This window comes from Streptomyces sp. NPDC096323 (assembly GCF_040302845.1).
Taxonomy (GTDB): Bacteria; Actinomycetota; Actinomycetes; order Streptomycetales; family Streptomycetaceae; genus Streptomyces.
Map to the genome: position 1 here is coordinate 490,890 of NZ_JBEOSI010000002.1, position 19,446 is coordinate 510,335.

At 71.9% G+C, this 19,446-nt stretch carries 18 protein-coding genes; 9 read left to right on the top strand and 9 right to left on the bottom strand.

The features are described 5' to 3' along the window. Positions 1 to 90: 90 nt before the first annotated feature. Entirely contained in the window at positions 91 to 855 is a 765-nt protein-coding gene (locus tag ABTX18_RS06140; RefSeq protein ID WP_352121536.1) for a DoxX family protein, read from the bottom strand. 330 nt (positions 856 to 1,185) lie between these two features. Here ABTX18_RS06140 and ABTX18_RS06145 point away from each other — a divergent pair, with 330 nt between their 5' ends. Then, positions 1,186 to 1,875, top strand: coding sequence for a TetR family transcriptional regulator (locus tag ABTX18_RS06145; RefSeq protein WP_352121537.1), 690 nt, complete (start codon positions 1,186 to 1,188; stop codon positions 1,873 to 1,875). A gap of 67 nt (positions 1,876 to 1,942) precedes the next feature. Continuing rightward, positions 1,943 to 3,214, top strand: a complete 1,272-nt coding sequence (locus ABTX18_RS06150) for an MFS transporter (protein WP_352121538.1) — start codon at positions 1,943 to 1,945, stop codon at positions 3,212 to 3,214. A gap of 22 nt (positions 3,215 to 3,236) precedes the next feature. Here ABTX18_RS06150 and ABTX18_RS06155 read toward each other — a convergent pair whose 3' ends face one another. The 4 genes from ABTX18_RS06155 to ABTX18_RS06170 form a co-directional block, all read right to left on the bottom strand. Beyond that, positions 3,237 to 4,034 carry a VOC family protein gene (locus ABTX18_RS06155; RefSeq protein WP_352121539.1) on the bottom strand — a complete coding sequence of 266 codons (798 nt, stop codon included), beginning with the start codon at positions 4,032 to 4,034 and terminating at the stop codon, positions 3,237 to 3,239. 243 nt (positions 4,035 to 4,277) lie between these two features. Next, a complete protein-coding gene (locus ABTX18_RS06160) occupies positions 4,278 to 5,627 on the bottom strand; it encodes a carboxyl transferase domain-containing protein (RefSeq protein WP_352121540.1) in 1,350 nt (449 codons plus the stop codon). Next, on the bottom strand, positions 5,620 to 7,080 hold the full coding sequence (locus ABTX18_RS06165) for an acyl-CoA synthetase (RefSeq protein WP_352121858.1): 1,461 nt from the start codon (positions 7,078 to 7,080) through the stop codon (positions 5,620 to 5,622). Before ABTX18_RS06165 ends, ABTX18_RS06160 begins: the two co-directional genes overlap by 8 nt. A 44-nt stretch (positions 7,081 to 7,124) precedes the next feature. Further along, complete coding sequence (locus ABTX18_RS06170; RefSeq protein WP_352121541.1) at positions 7,125 to 8,339, bottom strand: MFS transporter; 1,215 nt, start codon at positions 8,337 to 8,339, stop codon at positions 7,125 to 7,127. Positions 8,340 to 8,482: 143 nt separating this feature from the next. Here ABTX18_RS06170 and ABTX18_RS06175 point away from each other — a divergent pair, with 143 nt between their 5' ends. Then, positions 8,483 to 8,914, top strand: a complete 432-nt coding sequence (locus ABTX18_RS06175; protein ID WP_352121542.1) for an Lrp/AsnC family transcriptional regulator — start codon at positions 8,483 to 8,485, stop codon at positions 8,912 to 8,914. Between the two features lie 12 nt (positions 8,915 to 8,926). Here ABTX18_RS06175 and ABTX18_RS06180 read toward each other — a convergent pair whose 3' ends face one another. The 4 genes from ABTX18_RS06180 to ABTX18_RS06195 all read right to left on the bottom strand — a co-directional run bounded on the left by ABTX18_RS06180 (position 8,927) and on the right by ABTX18_RS06195 (position 12,749). Then, complete coding sequence (locus ABTX18_RS06180) at positions 8,927 to 10,510, bottom strand: GAF domain-containing protein (RefSeq protein WP_352121543.1); 1,584 nt, start codon at positions 10,508 to 10,510, stop codon at positions 8,927 to 8,929. Positions 10,511 to 10,528: 18 nt separating this feature from the next. Continuing rightward, positions 10,529 to 11,566: a rod shape-determining protein gene (locus ABTX18_RS06185; protein WP_352121544.1), complete on the bottom strand. Its 1,038-nt coding sequence runs from the start codon at positions 11,564 to 11,566 to the stop codon at positions 10,529 to 10,531. Between the two features lie 155 nt (positions 11,567 to 11,721). Then, on the bottom strand, positions 11,722 to 12,300 hold the full coding sequence (locus ABTX18_RS06190; protein ID WP_352121545.1) for a hypothetical protein: 579 nt from the start codon (positions 12,298 to 12,300) through the stop codon (positions 11,722 to 11,724). Continuing rightward, a complete protein-coding gene (locus tag ABTX18_RS06195; protein WP_352121546.1) occupies positions 12,297 to 12,749 on the bottom strand; it encodes a MarR family winged helix-turn-helix transcriptional regulator in 453 nt (150 codons plus the stop codon). The genes ABTX18_RS06190 and ABTX18_RS06195 overlap by 4 nt, the downstream gene beginning before the upstream one ends. Before the next feature lie 143 nt (positions 12,750 to 12,892). Between ABTX18_RS06195 and ABTX18_RS06200 the strand changes: the two genes are divergently transcribed. The 6 genes from ABTX18_RS06200 to arfA all read left to right on the top strand — a co-directional run bounded on the left by ABTX18_RS06200 (position 12,893) and on the right by arfA (position 19,393). Beyond that, positions 12,893 to 13,912, top strand: coding sequence for an NADP-dependent oxidoreductase (locus tag ABTX18_RS06200; RefSeq protein WP_351399097.1), 1,020 nt, complete (start codon positions 12,893 to 12,895; stop codon positions 13,910 to 13,912). A gap of 89 nt (positions 13,913 to 14,001) precedes the next feature. Then, positions 14,002 to 14,430: an organic hydroperoxide resistance protein gene (locus tag ABTX18_RS06205; RefSeq protein WP_352121547.1), complete on the top strand. Its 429-nt coding sequence runs from the start codon at positions 14,002 to 14,004 to the stop codon at positions 14,428 to 14,430. Positions 14,431 to 14,653: 223 nt separating this feature from the next. Further along, positions 14,654 to 16,012: an extracellular solute-binding protein gene (locus ABTX18_RS06210; protein WP_352121548.1), complete on the top strand. Its 1,359-nt coding sequence runs from the start codon at positions 14,654 to 14,656 to the stop codon at positions 16,010 to 16,012. After that, a complete protein-coding gene (locus ABTX18_RS06215) occupies positions 16,009 to 16,950 on the top strand; it encodes a carbohydrate ABC transporter permease (RefSeq protein ID WP_352121549.1) in 942 nt (313 codons plus the stop codon). Before ABTX18_RS06210 ends, ABTX18_RS06215 begins: the two co-directional genes overlap by 4 nt. Continuing rightward, entirely contained in the window at positions 16,947 to 17,837 is an 891-nt protein-coding gene (locus ABTX18_RS06220) for a carbohydrate ABC transporter permease (protein WP_352121550.1), read from the top strand. The genes ABTX18_RS06215 and ABTX18_RS06220 overlap by 4 nt, the downstream gene beginning before the upstream one ends. Before the next feature lie 38 nt (positions 17,838 to 17,875). Further along, positions 17,876 to 19,393 (top strand): arabinosylfuranosidase ArfA, encoded by a 1,518-nt coding sequence (gene arfA / locus ABTX18_RS06225; RefSeq protein ID WP_352121551.1) that lies wholly within the window; start codon positions 17,876 to 17,878, stop codon positions 19,391 to 19,393. The last annotated feature ends 53 nt before the right edge of the window (positions 19,394 to 19,446 follow it).

Consider the following 19,446-nt stretch of genomic DNA (forward strand, 5'->3'; position numbering starts at 1 on the left):
GAGTACGGGCCTGCCACCGACGCATAGCGGCCCACTCCACCAGGCGCAGTGGGAACGCAACCCCTGCCGGCCGTGACGGCCCGGGTCCGCCTACGGCGAGACGGCGTCGGCCGGGCCGCCGTGCTTGCGCCGGTACGCGAGCAGGCCGAGGAATCCGGCCAGGAAGCCGCTGACCAGGCCGGAAATGGCATGGTTGCCCGCATTGGCGCCGGCGCTCGCGGGCATGCCGACGGCCCCGTAGTTGACCAGGGCGCTCATTACGGCCCCGAGCGCGCCGCCGATGATCCCGCTGATCAGCGACGCCCGTACCGCCGAGGGCGGAGCCGAGGAGCGGGCCGCCTCCGCGGGCCTCGGGGCCGGCGACGCGGTCGCCGATTCGACGGGGCGCCGTTCGAGCCCGGTGACGTGGTCGAGAGCCAGCGGACCCGGCCCGGCCAGCAGGACGACGACGAACCCGGCGATGAGCATCAGCGGGAACTCCGCTCCGGCGCCCGTCGCCGGGCCCTGCTGCGGCGTCATGAATCCCGTATTTGAGTTCGCCAGCACGATGGCGGCGATCAGATGCAGGGACAGCAGGGCCGACACGAGGCGGGAAAGAAGACCGACGACGAGCAGGGCCCCTCCCACGGTCTCGCCCAGCGCCACGGCCCAGCCCGTCACGGTCGGCGCGGGTACTCCCAGAACACCGAGGTAGGCGGCGAAACCCGTCGGCCCGTCGATGAGCTTGTCCAGCCCGTGGACGGCCAGGACCGCCCCGCCGGCCACGCGTACGACACAGGGTGCCGCCGCCCGGAAGCGGTGCGCCGGAGTGACGCCGAGCACGTGGCGGAGCACCGTTGACATCGAGGCAGGCATGGCTGAGTCCTCTCGGATGTGACAGGGGAACGCCTCGGCCCGGGGGCCGGCGTGTGCGGGCACGCGGGGGCGGAGCCCTCGTGGACACCGTCACGTGCCTTCGCCGGCGCGTCGGGGTGGCGTAGCCGCAACTGTGCTGGTCACCGGGGTGCGGGGGGAATCCCCTGCGCCATCGCATCTTCGGATGCCGTTCATCCGCCGCACGGATGGGCGCCGGCCCTGCCCGGTCGCGCCCCGGCAGAGGCTGGACCGGGCGGGCCCGCGCGGGGCCGGGACGCCGGAGAGGACCGCAGGACGAAGGCGCGCACCGGCCTGCCATAAGGTGACCGGATGGCTGCCTCACCCGCGTCCCGCGCCACGTCGCCCCGCGGCCCGCGCGGGCCCTATGCCGCCGCCGACGAACAGCGCGCCCGGATCATCGAGGCGACCGTGGCCCACTTCGCGCAGCACGGCTTCCACGCCTCGTCGCTCTCGCGGATCGCGAGCGAGGCGGGCATCACCAAGAGCGGTCTCGTGCACCATTTCCGGACGAAGCAGGGCCTGCTCGTGGCGGTCCTGGAACGCATCGACGAGCGGGACAGCGAGAGCGTCTTCCTCTCCCAGGACACCGACCTCACCACGCACTTCCTGCGCCTGGTGGAACTGGCCAGGCTCAATGGCGAACGCCCGTACCGCACCCGCATGTTCAACATGCTGCTCGCCGAGGCGGGCGACCCGGCTCACCCCGCCCACGCCTACTTCCAGCGGCGCTACCGACGCTCGCTGGACGACTACTCGGCCTCCCAGATCCAGCAGGCGCAGGCGCGCGGCGAACTCCACCCCGGCACGGACGCACTCGGGACGGCCCGTGAGATCGCCGCCGTCATGGACGGATTCCAGTACCAATGGGCCCTGGATCCCGACCACTTCGACATGCCCGCACGGCTCCACACCTATCTGGACCGGCTGCTGCGCGCCCTGCGCACCGACCGCCAGGGCCTGCCCCCGTACGAGCCCTCGGCCCGACCCCGCAGCGGCTGACCGGCTCCCCAGGGGGCCGCCCGGCCGACCGGCGACCGTGCCCCGGCCCGGGCCGTTACGATGCTCCGTGACCGAAACGACCGAACCCGATGTATCCCGCACCCGAATACTCGCCGACCTGACCCCGCTGCGGACCTCCCCCGACTACCGGCGGCTCTGGTTCGGGAACACGGTTTCCTGGGTCGGGCAGGGCATGACCTCGCTCGCCGTGTCGCTCCAGGTGTACGACCTCACCGGCTCGGCCTTCTCCGTCGGACTCATCGGATTCTGCTCGCTCGTGCCCCTGGTCGTCTTCGGGCTGTACGGCGGAGCCATCGCCGACACCATCGACCGGCGCAAGCTGGGGCTGGTCAGCGCCTTCGGGTCGTTCCTGCTGTCGGTGGCCCTGGTGGCGGTCACGGTGGCCGGGGTGGAGCAGGTCGGGCTGCTGTACGGGGTCGTGGCGCTCCAGGCCGTCTGCTTCGCGCTGAACTCTCCCGCCCGCAGCTCGATGATCGCCCGGCTGCTGCCGGCCGGGCAACTGCCCGCCGCCAACGCCCTGAACTCCATCACCGCCACCACGGGCATGCTCGTCGGACCGATGCTCGGCGGGCTCATCGTCGGCTGGTGGGGCTACCGCGCCGCGTACGGCGTCGACGCGGTCACCTTCACGGCCTCGCTGTACGCGATGTGGCGGCTGCCCCCGATGCTGCCGGAACGGGGCGAGGAGAAGGCCGGCGGCACGAAACGCGCCTCCGTCATGGACGGGCTGAGGTTCCTCGGGACCCGGCCCCATCTGCGGATGACCTTCCTCACGGACATGTGCGCCATGGTGTTCGCCCACCCCCGCGCGCTGTTCCCCGTAGTCGCCGTGCTCTGGTACGGAGGCGACGCGAAGACCACCGGGCTGCTGGTCGCCGCACCCGCCCTCGGGGCGCTGCTGGGCGGGGTGTTCTCCGGCTGGCTCGGACGGATCAGGCGGCACGGTCTCGCCGTGCTGCTCGCCGTCGCGAGCTGGGGCACCGCCATCGCCGTCTTCGGGCTGACCCGACAGCTCTGGCTCGGGCTGATCTTCCTCGCGCTCGCCGGCGCCGCCGACACCACGAGCATGGTCTTCCGCAACACCATGCTCCAGGCCGCCGTGCCCGACGAGATGCGGGGACGGCTCCAGGGTGTGTTCATCGTGGTCGTGGCGGGCGGCCCGCGGCTCGGGGACTTCCTGGCCGGGTCCGTCGCCGACCTGGCGTCCCCGGGCCTCGCGGTGACCGGCGGCGGGATCGCGTGCGTGGTCGCGGTCGCGCTGCTCGCGCTGAGGTGGCCCGGGTTCGCGCGCTACGACGCGCGCGCACCCGAGGCCTGATCCGGCGGGGCGGGACGACCGCTCAGGAAAGGTCCTTGAGCTTGGGCTTCTCGCCCTCCGTCGTCGTGCCGTCGATCAGCGAGAACGCGGCGCCCTGCGGGTCGGTCAGCGCGGCGAACCGGCCGAACGGCATCGTCATCGGGCCGAACTTCAGCTCCGCGCCCAGCGACTTCGCCTTCTCCACCGCGGCGTCGCAGTCCGCGACGGTGAAGTACACGTTCACGTGCGGCGGCACCTCGGCAGGGAAGTCGTCGGTCATCTTCATCCGGCCGAGGAGGGGGTCGGCGCCCAGGTCGTACAGCGCGAAGTCGACCGCGTCGTCGTCCATGCGCTTCGCGCCGTACCCGAAGACCGCCGGGAAGAAGGCGTCCGCCTTCTCCGGCTCCCGGGTGACGATCTCGGCCCAGGCATAGGCGCCCGGCACCGCCCGCGCCTCGAATCCCTCGTGGGTGCCCGCCTGCCACACCCCGAACGCCGCCCCGCCCGGATCGCTGGCCAGCACCATCGTGCCGAATTCACCGACCTGCATCGGCTCCACCAGGACCTTGCCGCCGTTCTCCCGGACCTTCGCGGCCGTGGCCGCCGCATCCGGCGAGGCGAAGTACAGACACCACGCCGCGGGAACCTCCTGGCCCGGCACGGGCGGCATCAGGGCGGCGACCGCCTTGCCGTCCACGTGGGCCTGCGTGTAGTTGCCGAACTCGGGCAGCGACTCGCCGTACGTCCAGCCCAGCACCTCACCGTAGAAGCGCTTCGCTCCTTCGAGGTCGCCGAACGTCGCGTCTGCCCAGCACGGAGTGCCCTCCGGTTCTGCGGCCATGACCGGTCATCTCCTCAGGTGTGAATGGCCCCTTGGACACGCGAGGGGCTGTCCCGCAATACGTGGCGGGCGCACGACGACAGCTACGGCACCTCGCCGCGTTGTCGGAACGCCCGAATACATCCAGTATGCGGGCATTCCTCCGCCTGGCGATGCACCGCATCTGACGCCGCGCGCCGGTCCACCACGTATTGCGGGACAGCCCCTCGCCACCCCTCGCCCGTCCCGCCCGCCGGACACGGCTCACTGCCCCGCCGGGTCCGCCCGGACGACGGAGCGGGCGACACCGAGGTCCACCAGGTCCTGCGGGCGCAGCCGCAGCTGGCCGGCCGTCGCCCGGACCTGGTCCGGAGCGCGCTTCAGGATCGCCGCGGCGAGCTCCGGGGCGATGACGGAGAAGTAGCTGTCCGCGGTGACGTGGGTGTTGCCCGGCGCCGCCAGGGCCAGTGCCCCGCCCGAGCCGCCCTCGCCGATCACCAGGGTCGTGACGGGGACCCGGGCGGCCGCGATCGCCGCGAAGGCGTCGGCGATGGCGGCGCCCGCGCCCGCCCGTTCCGCCTCCGCGTCGTTGGCCGCGCCCGGGGTGTCGACCAGGGTGAGGACCGGGACCCCGAGCCGGTCGGCCAGCCTGATCACCCGCGCCGCGGTGCGGTACCCGGCCGGCCGCGTCGCGGTGCCGCGCTGCGCCACGTAGGCCACCGGCTGCCCCTCGTGCAGCCCGAAGCCGCACAGCAGCCCCGGGTCCGTGCCGCCGCAGCGGTCCCCGCTCAGGGGGAGCCGCAGGGTGAGGTAGGCGTCCAGATATGCCTCGGCGTGCGGCCGGGACGCGGACCGGGCCCGCAGCACCGCGTCCCACCCGGTCGTGGGCAGCCCGGCCGGCGAGAGCGCGCCAGGCACCGGGGCGCGGACGGCCGGGGTGTCGCGGGGGGCGAGCACCCGGAGCCAGCGGCCCACCGTGGCCGGAAGCTCGCCGGGCGGGACGACCGCGTCGATCTGGCCCGCCGCCAGCTGGCCCTCGGCGGTGTACGCGTCAGGGTCCGCGTCCGCCGGCCGCACCCGGGAACCGGCGAACCCGATCTGCGCCCCCGGCAGCGCCAGGATCACATCGGCGCCCGCTCCCAGGGTGGCCCAGCCGCCGCCGGTCGTCGGGTCGCGCAGGACCGCGAGCTGCGCCGGACCGGCCGCGCGCAGCCGGGCCGAGGCCCGGGCCACCCGGTGCAGCTGGGTGAGCGCGATCATGCCCTCCTGCATCCGGCTGCCGCCCGTCGCGATGAGCGAGACGAGGGGGAGCCGCCGGGCCGTGGCCTCCTCGTACGCCGCCTCCAGCCGGTCGCCCGTGCGCTGTCCGAGTGAGCCGCCGAGGAAGCCGAACTCGAAGGAGAGCAGGACGCAGGGCAGGCCGCCGATCACGGCGGTGCCGTGGACGACGGACTCCTGCTCGCCGGTGCGGGCGGCGGCGCGGGCGCGGGAGTCGGCGTAGCCGGACCAGTCGAGCGGTCCGTCCGCCGCGGTGTCCCCGGCGGGTGCGGCGGACTCGGTGAAGTCGGCGGTGAGGGCGGCGATCGCCTCCCTGGCCGACAGGCGGTCAGCCACGGAGGGACCGCTTCATGATCTTGCCCAGGTCGTTGCGCGGCAGTGCGTCCAGGTAGTGCACGGTGCGCGGGCGCTTGTGCGGGGAGAGCTGGGCGGCGACATGGTCCGCCAGTGCGGCGGCCGGGGGAGGGGACGCGGGATCGGCCGGCACCACCCAGGCGACGACCCGCTCGCCCAGGTCCGGGTCCGGCTCACCGGTGACGGCGGCCTCGCGGACGCCGGGATGGTCCAGGAGCGCGTTCTCGATCTCGCCCGCGCCGATCTTGTAACCGCCGCTCTTGATCAGGTCGGTGGCCTTGCGGCCGACGATGCGTACGTACCCGTCGGGGTCGAGCGTGGCCATGTCGCCGGTACGGAACCAGCCGTCGGCGGTCAGCGCGGCGGCCGTGGCGTCGGGGCGGTTCAGGTACTCGGTGAACAGGTTCGGGCCGCGCACCTGGATCTCGCCGATGGAGGCGGGGTCCGCGAGCGGGGTGCCGTCCTCCTCCACCAGGCGGAGCCCGACGCCGCGCAGGGGCGGGCCGACGGTGCCGGGGCGCGGCTCGCCGTCGGCCCGTACGCCCGTGTTCATCAGGGTCTCCGTCATGCCGTACCGCTCGATGACGCGGCGGCCGGTCGCGGCCGCGATCCGTTCGTGGTCGTGGACGGGGAGCGCGGCCGAACCGGAGACCAGCAGCCGGGCCCCGGCCAGGGCCTTCGCGAGGCCGTCCGGGGCGGACGGGTCCGCCAGCGCGTCCGCCAGCCGGTGGTACATCGTCGGCACGCCGAACAGCATCGTGCCGCCCGAGCCCAGCTCCCGGGCCACGCCCTCGGTGGAGAACCGGCCGAGATGGCGGACCGAGCCGCCGCGGCGCAGCGGGCCGAGAACGCCGAGGATCAGGCCGTGCACGTGGAACAGCGGCAGGGCGTGGACGAGGACGTCGTCCCCGGTCCACTGCCAGGCGTCCTCCAGGGCGTCCAGCGAGGCGGCGATCGCCCGGCGCGGCAGGACGGCGCCCTTGGGTGGGCCGGTGGTGCCGGAGGTGTACACGACCAGGGCGGGGGACTCGGGGGACGGCTCGGGAAAACCGGAGCCGCCGGGCGCCGGGGCCCCGTCCGTGGTCACGTCGAGCCGTTCCAGTGCCGCCAGGGCCGGCGGCAGCACGTCGGACGTCGAGGCGAGCACCGCGGCCGGTGTGCTGTCGGCGACGATGTGCGCCAGTTCCCGTTCGCCCGTCTTCGGGTTCAGCGGTACGGCGGGCACGCCCGCCCGCAGCGCGGCCACCACCGCGACCACGGTCTGCGCGGTGGGCGTGGCCCACACCGCGACCCGGCCGGCCCCGGCGATCCGCGCCGCGAGTGAATCCGCCGCGGCGGCCAACTGCGCGTACGAGAGGGAGACTTCGTCGAACCGGACGGCTTCGCGGGCGGCCGCCGGGGCGGTCGCGTCCTGGAGTGCGGGCAGAAGTGGCATCACTCTGCGAACCCTAAGGCCGAACGGCATGCGGAGGGGGAGCCTCAGGCGTCCCGCTGGATGGTCCGCATCCGCCCGTACGCGTACACGCAGCCCGCCAGCGCCAGGTCGGACAGCAGCATGAAGCCGATCGAGTACGAGTCCTTCGCGCTGTAGATCGCCCCCATCGCCAGCGGGGGCACGAAGCCGCCGAGCCCGCCCATCGCGCCGACGATGCCGGTGACGCTGCCCACCTTCGCCTGCGGAGTCACCTGCGAGACAAGCGCGAAGACGCTGCCGCTCGCGGTGCCGAGTCCGGCCGCCATGCAGAGCAGGGCGATCGTGCCGCCCGGCACCAGTTCCGGGTCGAAGGCCTGCACGATCGCCGTCAGCGCGGCGAAACCGAGGGCGGCGGAGGTGACGAGCGCCGGGTGCACCCGGTCCGAGAGCCAGCCGCCGATCGGCCGGAAGACGACCGTGACCAGGGCGAACCCGGCGGCCTTGGTGCCGGCGTCGGTCGGCGACAGCTCGTACCAGGTCTTCAGGTACGTCGGCAGGTAGACGCCGAACGCGACGATGCCGCCGAAGCCGATCGCGTACAGCGCGGACAGCTCCCAGGTGACCCGGAGCCGGCCCGCCGCCCCCAGCCGCTGGGCCAGCGAATCGGTCGGCACCTGGCGGCCCGGGCGGTCGTTGAGCTGCACCGCCGCGAGCGCCGCGTACACCACGAGTGCGCCCGCGACCACGAGGAACGGCAGGTTGTCGCCGTGCTTGGCGATCCGCGGGGTGAAGTAGCCGGACAGGGCGACGCCCCCCATGCCCATGCCGAACACCCCGAGCGCCAGGCCGCGATCGGCGGGCCGGAACCAGGAGTTGACCAGGGGGACGCCGATCGCGAACGTCGTTCCGCCCAGCCCCAGGAGAAAGCCCACGGCCAGCATCGCGCCGTAGGAGTCCTTCGCCGGGATCAGCAGCAGTACCGGCACGACGGTGAGCGCCGAGGTCAGCGGGAACATGAGGCGGGCACCGTACTTGTCGGTGAGCGCGCCCACCGGGATGCGGCCCAGCGAGCCGACGAGCACGGGCACGGCGACCAGCAGCGACTGCTGGAACGAACTCAGACCGAGCCGGTCCTTGTAGTCCGCGGACATGGGCGCGATCAGGTTCCACGCCCAGAAGGTGAGCGCGAAACCGATGGTGGCCATCACGAGGTTGCGGTAGGCGCCGGATGGCTCCTTCGCATCGGCCCGGGCGGGTGACTGCTTCACTGCTGTGTCCACACCGCCAGTCAAGGGCGGATACGGATCGCGAGCCCGTCGGGATACTCCGAACGAGCCGCCCCGAACCGCCCCCGAACGCGGCCCGCAGCCGGTGTCCGCCGACTCCGCAGTCGCGATCGGCCGGAAGCTGGGACAATCGCGGTATGGACCGTCTGGACAGGGAAATCCTCGGCGTCCTCCAGGAGGACGCGCGGATCTCGTACCGCGACCTGGGCGCACGGGTCGGACTCAGCGCCAACGCGGCGGCCGACCGGGTGCGCCGGCTCCGCCGGGACGGCGTCATCCGCGGCTTCACCGTGATCATCGACCCCGCCGCCGACACCCGGACCGGGCTCGTCGTCTTCATCGACGTGACCCTGCGGTCGGACACCACCCACGAGGTGTTCGAGCGAGCGGTGCTGACCCTGCCCGGCATCACCGAAGTGGTGCATGTGACGGGCGGGCACGACTATCTCGTACGGGCCACGGCGGCCGACACCGCGGCCCTGGACGGGCTGCTGCGCCGGCTCAAGCGGGAGGCGGGCGTCGCCCACTCCAGCACCAGAGTCGCGCTGAGAGCGGCGCCCGCGAGGTGACGGCGGCCGCCGTCACAGAGGCGCCTGCCAGACGACCGTCGGGGCGCGCGAGCCGTCCGGCTCACGTCCGTCGTCGGCGACCGCCAGCCGTACCGACGCACGACCGTCGGGCAGCGGGGCCGTCGCGTCCACCTCCACCTCGATCGCCGACACCCCCTCCCGCCGGTGCGCGGCCGCCAGCGCGCCGCGCAGCGCGGCGAGCAGCTGCTGGTCCACCGGGCCCCGCACGAGCGCGTCCACCGCACCGGTGAAATGCACCGAGGGCTGGAACCCGAGCACCACGGCCGCCCCACTGGTCTCCCGCAGCACCCGGCCGCGGAAGGTGGCGGGCGCGTCGGCGGGCGGCTGCTGAAGGGCGAAGATGGTCGTCCGCACCTCCTGGATGGTGGAGTCCAGCTCGTCGACGGCCCGGCCGAGCAGCTCGTCCGTCTCCCCGGCCCCGGCCCGGCGGCGCGTCGACTCCAGCATCATCTCGGTGGCGAACAGCCGCTGCACGACGAGATCGTGCAGATCGCGGGCGATCCGGTCCCGGTCCTCGTACACCGCGAGCTGCTCCCGGTCGTGCTGGGAGTCCGCCAGGACCAGGGCGAGCGCGGCCTGCGAGGCGAACTGGGAGGCCAGCAGCCGGTCCATATCGGTGTACGGACGCGCGCCGCGCCTCCGGGGGAGGGCCAGGGTGCCGATGAGCCGCCCGCCGCTCTGCAGCGGCAGCATCATGCTGGGGCCGAAGCGGGCCCGTACCGGCGTGGTCATCCGCGGATCGGTCGCCGAGTCGTCGATGAAGACCGCCTCGCCGCCCAGGAGCTGGGCGAGGACGGGGGAGCCGGGCGCGATCGCCGTGCCCACGAGACCGGCCGGGTCCTCCAGCGTCGACGCGACGACGATCTCCATGCCGCCCTCCGCGTCGGGCTGGAGGATCACCCCGGCCGCCGCGTCGCTGAGCATCCTGGCCCGTTCGGCCACGGTCATCAGCGCGTCCGAGGCGTTCTCGCCGGTCAGCAGGGTGTTGGTCACCGCTGCCGCACCCTCGATCCAGCGCTCCCGCTGCCGGGCGCTCTCGTAGAGCCGGGCGTTGCCGATCGCGATGCCGGCCTGGGCGGCGAGGACCCGGAGCAGCTTCATGTCGGTGTCGCTGAAGTGGCCGGTGTGCTTCTCGGCGAGGTAGATGTTCCCGAACACCTTGCGGTGGACCCGGATCGGGGCGCCGAGGAACGAGCGCATCGGGGGGTGGCCGGGCGGCACACCGCAGGAGCGGGGATCGGTGGTCAGGTCGTCGGAGCGCAGCGGCTCCGGCTGTTCGACGAGGGCGCCGAGCAGGCCGGTGTGCCCGTCGGGGAAGTGGCCGATGGCGGCCTTGTCGCTCTCGTTCATCCCGGTGACGAACAGCTCGCTGATGGTGCCGCTCCCGGGGTCCAGGACCCCGAGCGCGCCGTAGCGGGCATCGGTGAGCGCGGTGGCGGTGTCGATGATCTGCTGGAGGGTGGTGCGCAGTTCGAGGTCGGTCCCGACGCGCAGCACCGCCTCCAGCAGCATCGGCAGCCGCGGCGACCGGGGAATGCCGCGGCGGGGCGTCTCCTCGCCCGGTTCGTCGGTCATCCGCCGTGCCCGCGGGACTCAGCCGGCGAGCGGGTCGAGGACCATGGGGCTGATCCTGCCGTCCAGCATGGCGCCCAGCCCGAGGACGGAGCAGACGTCGGGCCGCTCGGCGATCCGCACCGGCATGCCCGTCGCCTCGCGCAGCATCTGGTCGAGCCCGGGGAGCAGCGCGCTGCCGCCGACCATCATGATCCCGCAGTCGGCGAGGTCGGCGACGAGATCGGGCGGGCAGTCCCGCAGGATCCGGCCCAGGCCGTCGAGGACCGCGGTGAGCGGGGTGTGGATCGCCTCCCGCACGGCGGCGGTGTCGACCTGCACGGAGCGGGCCATGCCGGTCGCCACGTCGCGGCCGTGGATCTCGGTCACCGAGGGCCCGGACGGCGTCAGTCCGTTGCCGCTGAGCGCCAGCTGGAGCGGGCGCACGGACTGGCTGGGCAGCACCAGCTGGTGGTGCTGGCGCAGATGCTGGATCACCGCGTGGTCGATGGCGTCGCCGCCGACCGGGATGCGTACCGCGGTCACGATCGAGCCGAGCGAGAGCACGGCGATCTGGGTGGTCGCGGCGCCGCACACCATGATCATGGTGGCGGTCGGCTGCTCGACCGGCAGCCCGCAGCCGACGGCCGCGGCGATCAGGGTGTCGACGAGTTCGACCCGCCGGGCCCCGAGGCCGACCAGGGTCTCCACGGTGGCGCGCCGGGCGAGCGGATCGCTGTCGTGCGGGGTGCAGGCGGCGGCGCGCAGCCAGGGCTTGCGGCGCAGTTGGCGGCGGAGCTTCTCGCCGAGCAGATGGCGCAGCATGCGCTGGGCCATCTCGATGTCGACGACGGTTCCGCCGGAGACCGGGCGGGCCACCCGGATGTAGTCGGGGGTGCGGCCCGTCATCTGTTCGGCGAGCGCCCCGACGGCGATGAGCGAGCCCGTACGGGTGTTCACGGCGGCGACGCTCGGCTCGTCGACGACGAGACCGGGCCCCTTGACGTACACCCGGGTCCGGGCGGCCCCGAGGTCGACGGCGACATGGCAACGGCGCAACTGCTCAAGGCTGACGGTCACGGCAGGTTCTCCCGAGAGCTCTGAGGGGGGACCGACGGGCAGCCGGCTCTCTTCGCATCGTGCGCCGTTCGGGGGCGTCCTGCGCGTTGGGATACGCCGGGGGAGCGCTTCGGACCGGCCGTCACATGGGGGGCGTCCCGCGGGACGGCCCGGGCTCAGCCGCCCGGCGACACCGGGAGCACCCGCTGGAACAGCCCCCAGGTGAACTCGGCGACGTACGGGGTGCCGGTGGCCGCGTCGGTGATCGCGAGCGCCCAGCGGGTCGGCGCACTGCCCTCCATCGGACGGGCCGGCGCGAAGGCCCGGGCGACCTCGTTCACGGTGCACGACCAGGGGCGCAGGTCCGCGGCCGGGCCGAGCGCGGGGGCGGCCGCGCCCGGGGCCCGGACCAGCCACTCGTTCCACACCGCCCCGCCCGGCGCCACCATCACCTCGAACCGCAGGTCCGGCCAGAGCGGCACCGGCCAGAACAGCGCGTCGCACTCCAGGTCGCCGACCGTGCGGCGCAGCGACACCTCGGGCTCGCCGAGCACCGAACGGTAGCGGCGCAGCGCCCCGCGCCCCCGGGGCGCCCGTGTCATCGCCTGCCACCGGCGGTTGGCCTCCCGCATCTCGGCGAGCGTCGCGCTCAGCTCGTGCCGGGCGTCCTCCACGAGGCCGGGCTGGTGGTCGGCCATCCGGCGCAGCAGGACGAGCTGGAACTCACGGGGTCCGAAGGGGGCGGGAGTGGTCATGGGGTCAATGGTTCCACCGACGGCTCCACGCCCAGCATCCGGCGCAGCAGGTCCCGCAGCACCGCGCGGTCCGTGTCCGAGAGGCCGGCCAGGGGTTCGCGGGCGAAGTCCAGGGAGTCGCGGAGCTCCCGGGCCGTCCGGGCACCCTTCTCCGTGGGCGCGGCCAGTTTCACCCGCCGGTCGGCCGGGTCGGGCCGGCGCTCCACGAGGCCACGGGCCTCCAGCCGGTCGACTATGCCCGTCACGTTCGACGGCTCGCACTTCAGCTTCTGGGCGATCCGGCGCATCGGCAGCGGATCGAGGGACAGCAGCCCGAGGACCCTGGCCTGGGCGCCGGTGAGGCTGTGGGCGGCGGCGGCCTGCTCGTACTCCTCGTAGTAGCGCGCCACGACCGCGCCGATCAGCTCGACGACTTCGAGGGTCAGCGGGTCCGTACGAGTGGTGGCCATGACACCCAGGATAGCCGGTTACTTGACAACCTGAAATATCCAGGAGCATGGTTGTTTCACATCATGAAGCATCCTTGCCCCGACGGAGCTTCCTGCCCCGGCAGCTCCCGCACCTCCCTAGACATCGAGGAGACACCGAGCCCATGTCTGCAGCTCTTCCCACGTCCAGCCGTGAATGGCACCTCGTAGCCCGTCCGCACGGCTGGCCGAAGGCCGAGGACTTCGCACTGCGTGAGGCTCCGGTCAGCGCCCCGGCCGAGGGCCGCGTCCTCGTCCGCAACCTGCACTTCTCGGTCGACCCGTACATGCGGGGCCGGATGAACGACGTGAAGTCGTACACCCCGCCGTTCAAGCTCGACCACCCGATGGAGGGGGGCGCGGTCGGCGAGGTCGTCGCGTCCAACGCCGAGGGCTTCGCGGTCGGTGACCACGTCCTGCACGGTCTCGGCTGGCGCGAGTACGCCGACGTCCCCGCCAAGCACGCGGTGAAGGTCGACGCCTCCCTCGCCCCGCTCTCCGCCTACCTCGGCGTGCTGGGCATGACCGGGCTCACCGCCTACGCGGGCCTGTTCGACGTGGCCTCCTTCAAGGAGGGCGACGCGGTCTTCGTCTCCGGTGCCGCGGGTGCGGTCGGCAGCCAGGTCGGCCAGATGGCCAAGCTCAAGGGCGCCTCGCGCGTCATCGGCTCCGCCGGCTCCGACGAGAAGGTCAAGCTGCTCGTCGAGGAGTACGGCTTCGACGCCGCGTTCAACTACAAGAACGGGCCCGTGGCCCAGCAGTTGCGCGAGGCGGCTCCGGACGGGATCGACGTCTACTTCGACAACGTCGGCGGCGAGCACCTGGAAGCCGCGATCTCCTCGTTCAACGTGCACGGCCGCGCGACCATCTGCGGCATGATCGCCCAGTACAACGCGACCGAGCCCACGCCCGCCCCGCGCAACCTCGCGCTCGTCATCGGCAAGCGGCTGCGCCTGCAGGGCATGCTCGTCGGCGATCACGCCGACCTCCAGGGGCAGTTCGTCCAGGAGGTGGCCGGCTGGCTGTCCTCGGGCGAGCTGAAGTACCGCGAGACGGTCGTCGAGGGCATCGAGAACGGCTTCGAGGCCTTCCTCGGCCTGCTCCGCGGCGAGAACACCGGAAAGATGATCGTCTCCCTCGGCTGAACCGACGCTCCGGGCACCCGTTAGGCTCGTCCCAGGCCGTCGCGATCGTGGGCGCGAGTCGCGGCGCATCAGCAGGAGGAATCCTCAGCATGAGCATTCAGGACATAGCCGTCGCGTACACCGCCGTGGCCACCGCGGAGAACGGTCGTGACGGCCGGGTCTCCTCGGACGACGGCAAGCTCGACGTGGTCGTCAACCCGCCGAAGGAAATGGGCGGGAGCGGCGCGGGCACCAACCCGGAGCAGCTCTTCGCGGCCGGATACAGCGCGTGCTTCCAGGGCGCGCTGGGCGTCGTCGCCCGCCAGGAGAAGGCCGACATCTCCGGCTCCACGGTCACGGCCGCGGTCTCCATCGGCAAGACCGAGGCGGGTGGCTTCGGCCTGGAGGTCGCGATCACCGCGACCATCCCGAACGTCGACGCGGCGAGTGCGCAGGCGCTCGTCGAGAAGGCGCACCAGGTGTGCCCGTACTCGAACGCCACGCGCGGCAACATCAAGGTGGCGCTCTCGGTCGTCTGACCGCCCGCACCAAGTCCGTACGAGGCCGAGGGCCGCACCCCGCGAGGGTGCGGCCCTCGGCTTTGACGTCCCGTACGGAGCCCGGCTCCGGCCTCCTCGCATGTTCGATATCCCGGACATTGTTCGGAATTCTCGCGCGACCCATTGACGGGTAAGCGCTTGCCCTCTACGGTCCGTTCGAACTTGCGGGCAGTATTCGATATGTCGAACAGTGAGGGCGGGCATGGGACGACCTGGCCTGAATCGCAGGCAACTGATCACGGGGCTGGGCGGGGCGGCCGTCGCCGGCAGCTTCGGCTTCGCGGCGCTGGGAAGCGGTGCGGACGCCCTCGCGTCGAGCGCCGCCACCCGGGTCCGCTACTGGAACCTCTTCAGCGGCGGCGACGGCTACAACATGATCGCGATGCTGGACGCCTTCCGCCGGGCCAACCCCGGTACAGACGTGAAGGATTCGACCCTCCAGTGGGGCAGCCCCTTCTACACCAAGCTCGCCATGGCGGCGGCGGGCAACCGCGCACCGGACCTCGGTGTCATGCACCTGGGCCGCGTCACCGGGTTCTCGCCCGGCCGACTCCTGGACCCCTGGGACGTCGGCCTGCTCGCCAAGTACGGCGTGAAGGAGGCCGACTTCAGCCCCGCGCTCTGGAAGCGCGCCGTCATCGACGGCAAGCTCTACGCACTCCCGCTCGACATCCACGTCCAGCTCTGCTTCTACCGCAAGGACGTGCTGAAGAAGGCCGGCCTCCTCGGCGACGACGGGCGGATCGTGCCCGTCACCTCCACCGACGAGTGGTTCGACGTACTGAAGAAGGCCAAGAAGGCCACGAAGACGGGCCTGCAGACCATCGGCCTGTGGGCCAACGACCAGAACTTCCAGTGGTGGTTCTTCGTCGCCTTCTACACCCAGCTCGGCGGCACCTGGTTCAACGCCGCCAACACCGACGTCACCTTCGACCCCGACAAGGCCACCGAGGTCCTGGAGTTCATGCGCCGGCACATCACCGACGGGTACTCCAATCCCAGCTACGCGGGTGGCGCCGGTGCCGAACAGTTCATCAACGGCTCCCCGTTCTGCTGGGAGGGCAACTGGTCGGTGCCGGTGTTCTCCGGGGCGAAGATCGAATACGGCGCGACGCCGCTGCCCCCCGTCTTCGGCAAGCAGGCCACCCACGCCGAGTCGCACTCCTTCGTCCTGCCGCACCAGTCCGGCCGGGGCGGCGACACCAACGACGCCGCCCACCGGCTCGCCGCCTACGTCGTCAAGCACGCGCAGCAGTGGGCCGCCGGCGGGCACATCCCCGCCTACACGCCGACGCTGTCGACGGCCGCGTACCAGAATCTCGAACCGCAGAACGAGTACGCCGGGGCGATGGACCACCAGGCCACCGAGCCCAAGGTGTGGTTCGCGGGCTCCACCGGCATCCTCGCCCAGCGCGTCGGGCCGATCGCCGCGTCCTCCATGCTGGGCTCCATCAAGCCGGAGGCGGCCGCCCACCGCATGAAGAGCACGCTCACCGAACTCCTCGCCATGAAGAACCCCATGGACGGCAGGACCGCAGCGCAGGGAGGTGCGGCCGCATGACGACGACCACTCCACAGACCATCCTCGCGCCCGCCCGCGCGAGGACCGCCGCCGACAGCGCCACGGTCCGCCGCAAGCAGGGCTTCCAGCACGGCGGCTGGTTCGTCGCCCCGTTCCTCGCCCTGTTCGCGCTCTTCGTGATCTGGCCGCTCCTGAAGGGCGTCTACCTCAGCTTCACGGACGCCAACATCTCCGGCGACGGCGCCGGCTTCATCGGCCTCGACAACTACCGCGAGGCCCTGCACGACCAGTTGATGTGGGACGCGCTGGGACACAGCGCCTACTTCACGCTGCTCGTCGTGCCGTGCATCACGGTGCTCGCCTTCCTCCTCGCCATGCTCGCCCACCACATCGAGCGCGGGCAGTGGCTGTGGCGGCTGTGCTTCTTCATCCCGTTCCTGCTGCCGTCGACCGTCGCGGGCAACCTGTGGCAGTGGCTGTTCAACCCCGGCACGGGCATGGTCAATTACGTCTTCGGCCTGGAGACGCCGTGGCTGACCGACACCTCGTACGCCATGCTCGCCATCGTCATCACCACCCTGTGGTGGACGGTCGGATTCAGCTTCCTGCTCTACCTCGCAGCGCTCCAGGGCATCCCCGCGCATCTCTACGAGGCCGCCGAACTGGACGGTGCGAACGCCTGGCACCGCATGATCCACATCACCCTGCCCATGCTGCGCAACATCACGGGCCTCGTCGTCGCGCTGCAGATCCTCGCCTCGCTCCAGATCTTCGACCAGGCGGTCGTGATGCAGGACTTCGGACCGGGACCCGAGGGATCGACCCGCACCTTCGTGCAGTACACGCTCGAACAGGGCTTCACCAGCTACCGCGTGGGCTACGCCTCGGCCATCTCCATCATCTTCTTCGTGATCATCGCTGCCGTCGCCCTCGCGCGGATGTGGCTGCTGCGCAACCGTGAGGAGGGCGGCCGATGACCACCGACGCCGCACAGACAGGTATCAAGTCCCCTGCCCGCACGCTCAAGTCCTCGGCCCGCAAGCCCTGGACGCCTAGCCAGATCGTGCTCACCGCCGTCGGCACCGTCGTCGCCGCCATCTTCCTGGCGCCGCTCGCCTGGGCGCTGTTCACATCCCTCAAGTCGGAGACCGAAGCCGTCGAGGTGCCGACGCACTGGCTGCCGAAGGACTGGACGGGCCAGGCGTGGCAGGCACTCTTCGAGTCCGGCAACATCACCAACTGGTTCGTGAACTCGCTCGTCGTCTCGATCTGTGTCACCACGGTAGTGCTGCTGGTGAGCGCACTCGCCGGATACGGCTTCGCCCGCACCGAGTTCAGGGGCAAGGCGTTCCTGATGGGCGTGGTGATGGCGGGCCTGATGGTCTCGCCCGCCGTACTCGGCGTCCCGCTGTTCACCACCGTCCAGTCGATGGGCATGGTCGACACCTACTGGGGCATGATCCTTCCGCAGTGCGCACCCGCCGCGATGGTCTACATCCTCTACAAGTTCTTCCAGGGCATCCCGAGAGAGCTGGAGGAGGCCGCGTACATCGACGGCGCCGGCCGCTGGCGGGTCTTCTTCACGATCATCGTGCCGCTGTCCCGCCCCTCCCTGTCCGCCGTCGGCATCTTCACCTTCATCGCGTCCTGGAACAACTTCCTGTGGCCGTACATGGTGACCAACAACCCCGACCTGATGACCATGCCGAACGGCATCGCGACCGTCATGAACTCCTACGGCATCCAGTGGGCCCAGCTCATGGCCGGTGGACTGATGGCCGGGCTGCCGCTGATCATCGTGTTCGTCTTCTTCCAGCGCCAGATCGTCAGCGGCGTCGCCCACACGGGCCTGGCCGGACAGTGACCCGCGGCGACATCCGTACCCACACCCAGAAGGAAGTCATGACCCGCACCGCCCGCTTCACCCTCGACCCCGCGTTCACGGTCGGCGATGTCGACCCCCGCCTGTTCGGTTCGTTCGTCGAACACCTCGGTCGCTGCGTCTACGACGGCATCTACGAGCCCGGCCACCCCTCCGCCGACGAAGCGGGACTCCGTACGGACGTCCTGGAACTGATCCGCGAGCTCGGCGTCACGGCCATCCGCTACCCCGGCGGCAACTTCGTCTCCGGCTACCGCTGGGAGGACAGCGTCGGCCCCGCCGACGAGCGGCCGCGCCGCCTCGACCTCGCGTGGCGCTCCACCGAGACGAACCGCTTCGGGCTCTCCGAATTCATCGCCTTCTGCAAGAAGATCGGCCCCCGGGCCGAGCCCATGATGGCCGTCAACCTCGGCACCCGGGGCGTCCAGGAGGCCATCGAACTCCAGGAGTACGCCAACCACCCGGCCGGCACCGAACTCTCCGACCGCCGCATCGCGCACGGCGACAAGGACCCCTTCGGCATCAAGCTGTGGTGCCTGGGCAACGAGATGGACGGCCCCTGGCAGACCGGCCACAAGACCGCCGAGGAGTACGGCCGGATCGCCGCCGAGACGGCCCGCGCGATGCGGCAGATCGACCCGTCCGTCGAGCTCGTCGCCTGCGGCTCCTCCGGCCGGTCCATGTCCACGTTCGCCGCCTGGGAGGCGACGGTCCTCGCCGAGACCTACGACCTCGTCGACTACGTCTCGCTGCACGCCTACTACGAGGAACTCGAAGGCGACCGCGACTCGTTCCTGGCCTCCGCCGTGGACATGGAGTCCTTCATCGAGGACGTCGTCGCCACCTGCGACCACGTCGGGGCGCGGCTGAAGTCCACGAAGAAGATCAACCTGTCCTTCGACGAGTGGAACGTCTGGTATCTGTCCCGCAGCCAGCAGGAGGCCGAGGAGAACCCCCTCGACTGGCCCGAGGCGCCGCGCCTGCTGGAGGACAACTACTCCGTCACCGACGCCGTCGTCTTCGGCACCCTGCTCATCGCCCTGCTGCGCCACGCCGACAGGGTGACCGTGGCCTGCCTGGCCCAGCTGGTCAACGTGATCGCCCCGATCATGACCGAGCCCGGCGGGCCGGCCTGGCGGCAGACCACGTTCTACCCGTTCGCCCAGGCCGCCCGGCACGGGCTCGGCCAGGTCCTGGACGTGCGCGTGGACTCGCCCACGTACGGGACGGCCAAGTACGGCGAGACGGACCTGCTGCACGCCACCGCCGTCCGCGACCCGGAGACCGGCGCCGTCACCGTCTTCGCGGTCAACCGCGGCCAGTCCGCCACCCTGCCGCTCGAAGTCGCCCTGCGCGGCTTCGGACTGACGGAGATCGCCGAGCACCAGGTCCTCGCCGACGCGGACCCGGACGCCCGCAACACCCTCACCGAGCCCGAGCGGGTCGCCCCGCACCCGGCCCGGGGCACGGTGCTCGACGGTGGAGTGCTGCGCGCCACGCTGGAGCCGATGTCCTGGAACATGATCCGCCTGGTCTGATTGCGCCGATCTGCACAGATCTCCGCGCGGGAGCCCGCCCCGGTCCCGTTACG

Bases quoted from the DNA above. Each gene is read 5' to 3' on its own strand.
- ABTX18_RS06165 (WP_352121858.1), bottom strand. From the start codon at position 7,080: ATGCCACTTCTGCCCGCACTCCAGGACGCGACCGCCCCGGCGGCCGCC.
- ABTX18_RS06210 (WP_352121548.1), top strand. From the start codon at position 14,654: ATGGGACGACCTGGCCTGAATCGCAGGCAACTGATCACGGGGCTGGGC.
- arfA (WP_352121551.1), top strand. From the start codon at position 17,876: ATGACCCGCACCGCCCGCTTCACCCTCGACCCCGCGTTCACGGTCGGC.
- ABTX18_RS06220 (WP_352121550.1), top strand. From the start codon at position 16,947: ATGACCACCGACGCCGCACAGACAGGTATCAAGTCCCCTGCCCGCACG.
- ABTX18_RS06205 (WP_352121547.1), top strand. From the start codon at position 14,002: ATGAGCATTCAGGACATAGCCGTCGCGTACACCGCCGTGGCCACCGCG.
- ABTX18_RS06195 (WP_352121546.1), bottom strand. From the start codon at position 12,749: ATGGCCACCACTCGTACGGACCCGCTGACCCTCGAAGTCGTCGAGCTG.
- ABTX18_RS06175 (WP_352121542.1), top strand. From the start codon at position 8,483: ATGGACCGTCTGGACAGGGAAATCCTCGGCGTCCTCCAGGAGGACGCG.
- ABTX18_RS06190 (WP_352121545.1), bottom strand. From the start codon at position 12,300: ATGACCACTCCCGCCCCCTTCGGACCCCGTGAGTTCCAGCTCGTCCTG.
- ABTX18_RS06215 (WP_352121549.1), top strand. From the start codon at position 16,009: ATGACGACGACCACTCCACAGACCATCCTCGCGCCCGCCCGCGCGAGG.
- ABTX18_RS06180 (WP_352121543.1), bottom strand. From the start codon at position 10,510: ATGACCGACGAACCGGGCGAGGAGACGCCCCGCCGCGGCATTCCCCGG.
- ABTX18_RS06140 (WP_352121536.1), bottom strand. From the start codon at position 855: ATGCCTGCCTCGATGTCAACGGTGCTCCGCCACGTGCTCGGCGTCACT.
- ABTX18_RS06200 (WP_351399097.1), top strand. From the start codon at position 12,893: ATGTCTGCAGCTCTTCCCACGTCCAGCCGTGAATGGCACCTCGTAGCC.
- ABTX18_RS06145 (WP_352121537.1), top strand. From the start codon at position 1,186: ATGGCTGCCTCACCCGCGTCCCGCGCCACGTCGCCCCGCGGCCCGCGC.
- ABTX18_RS06155 (WP_352121539.1), bottom strand. From the start codon at position 4,034: ATGGCCGCAGAACCGGAGGGCACTCCGTGCTGGGCAGACGCGACGTTC.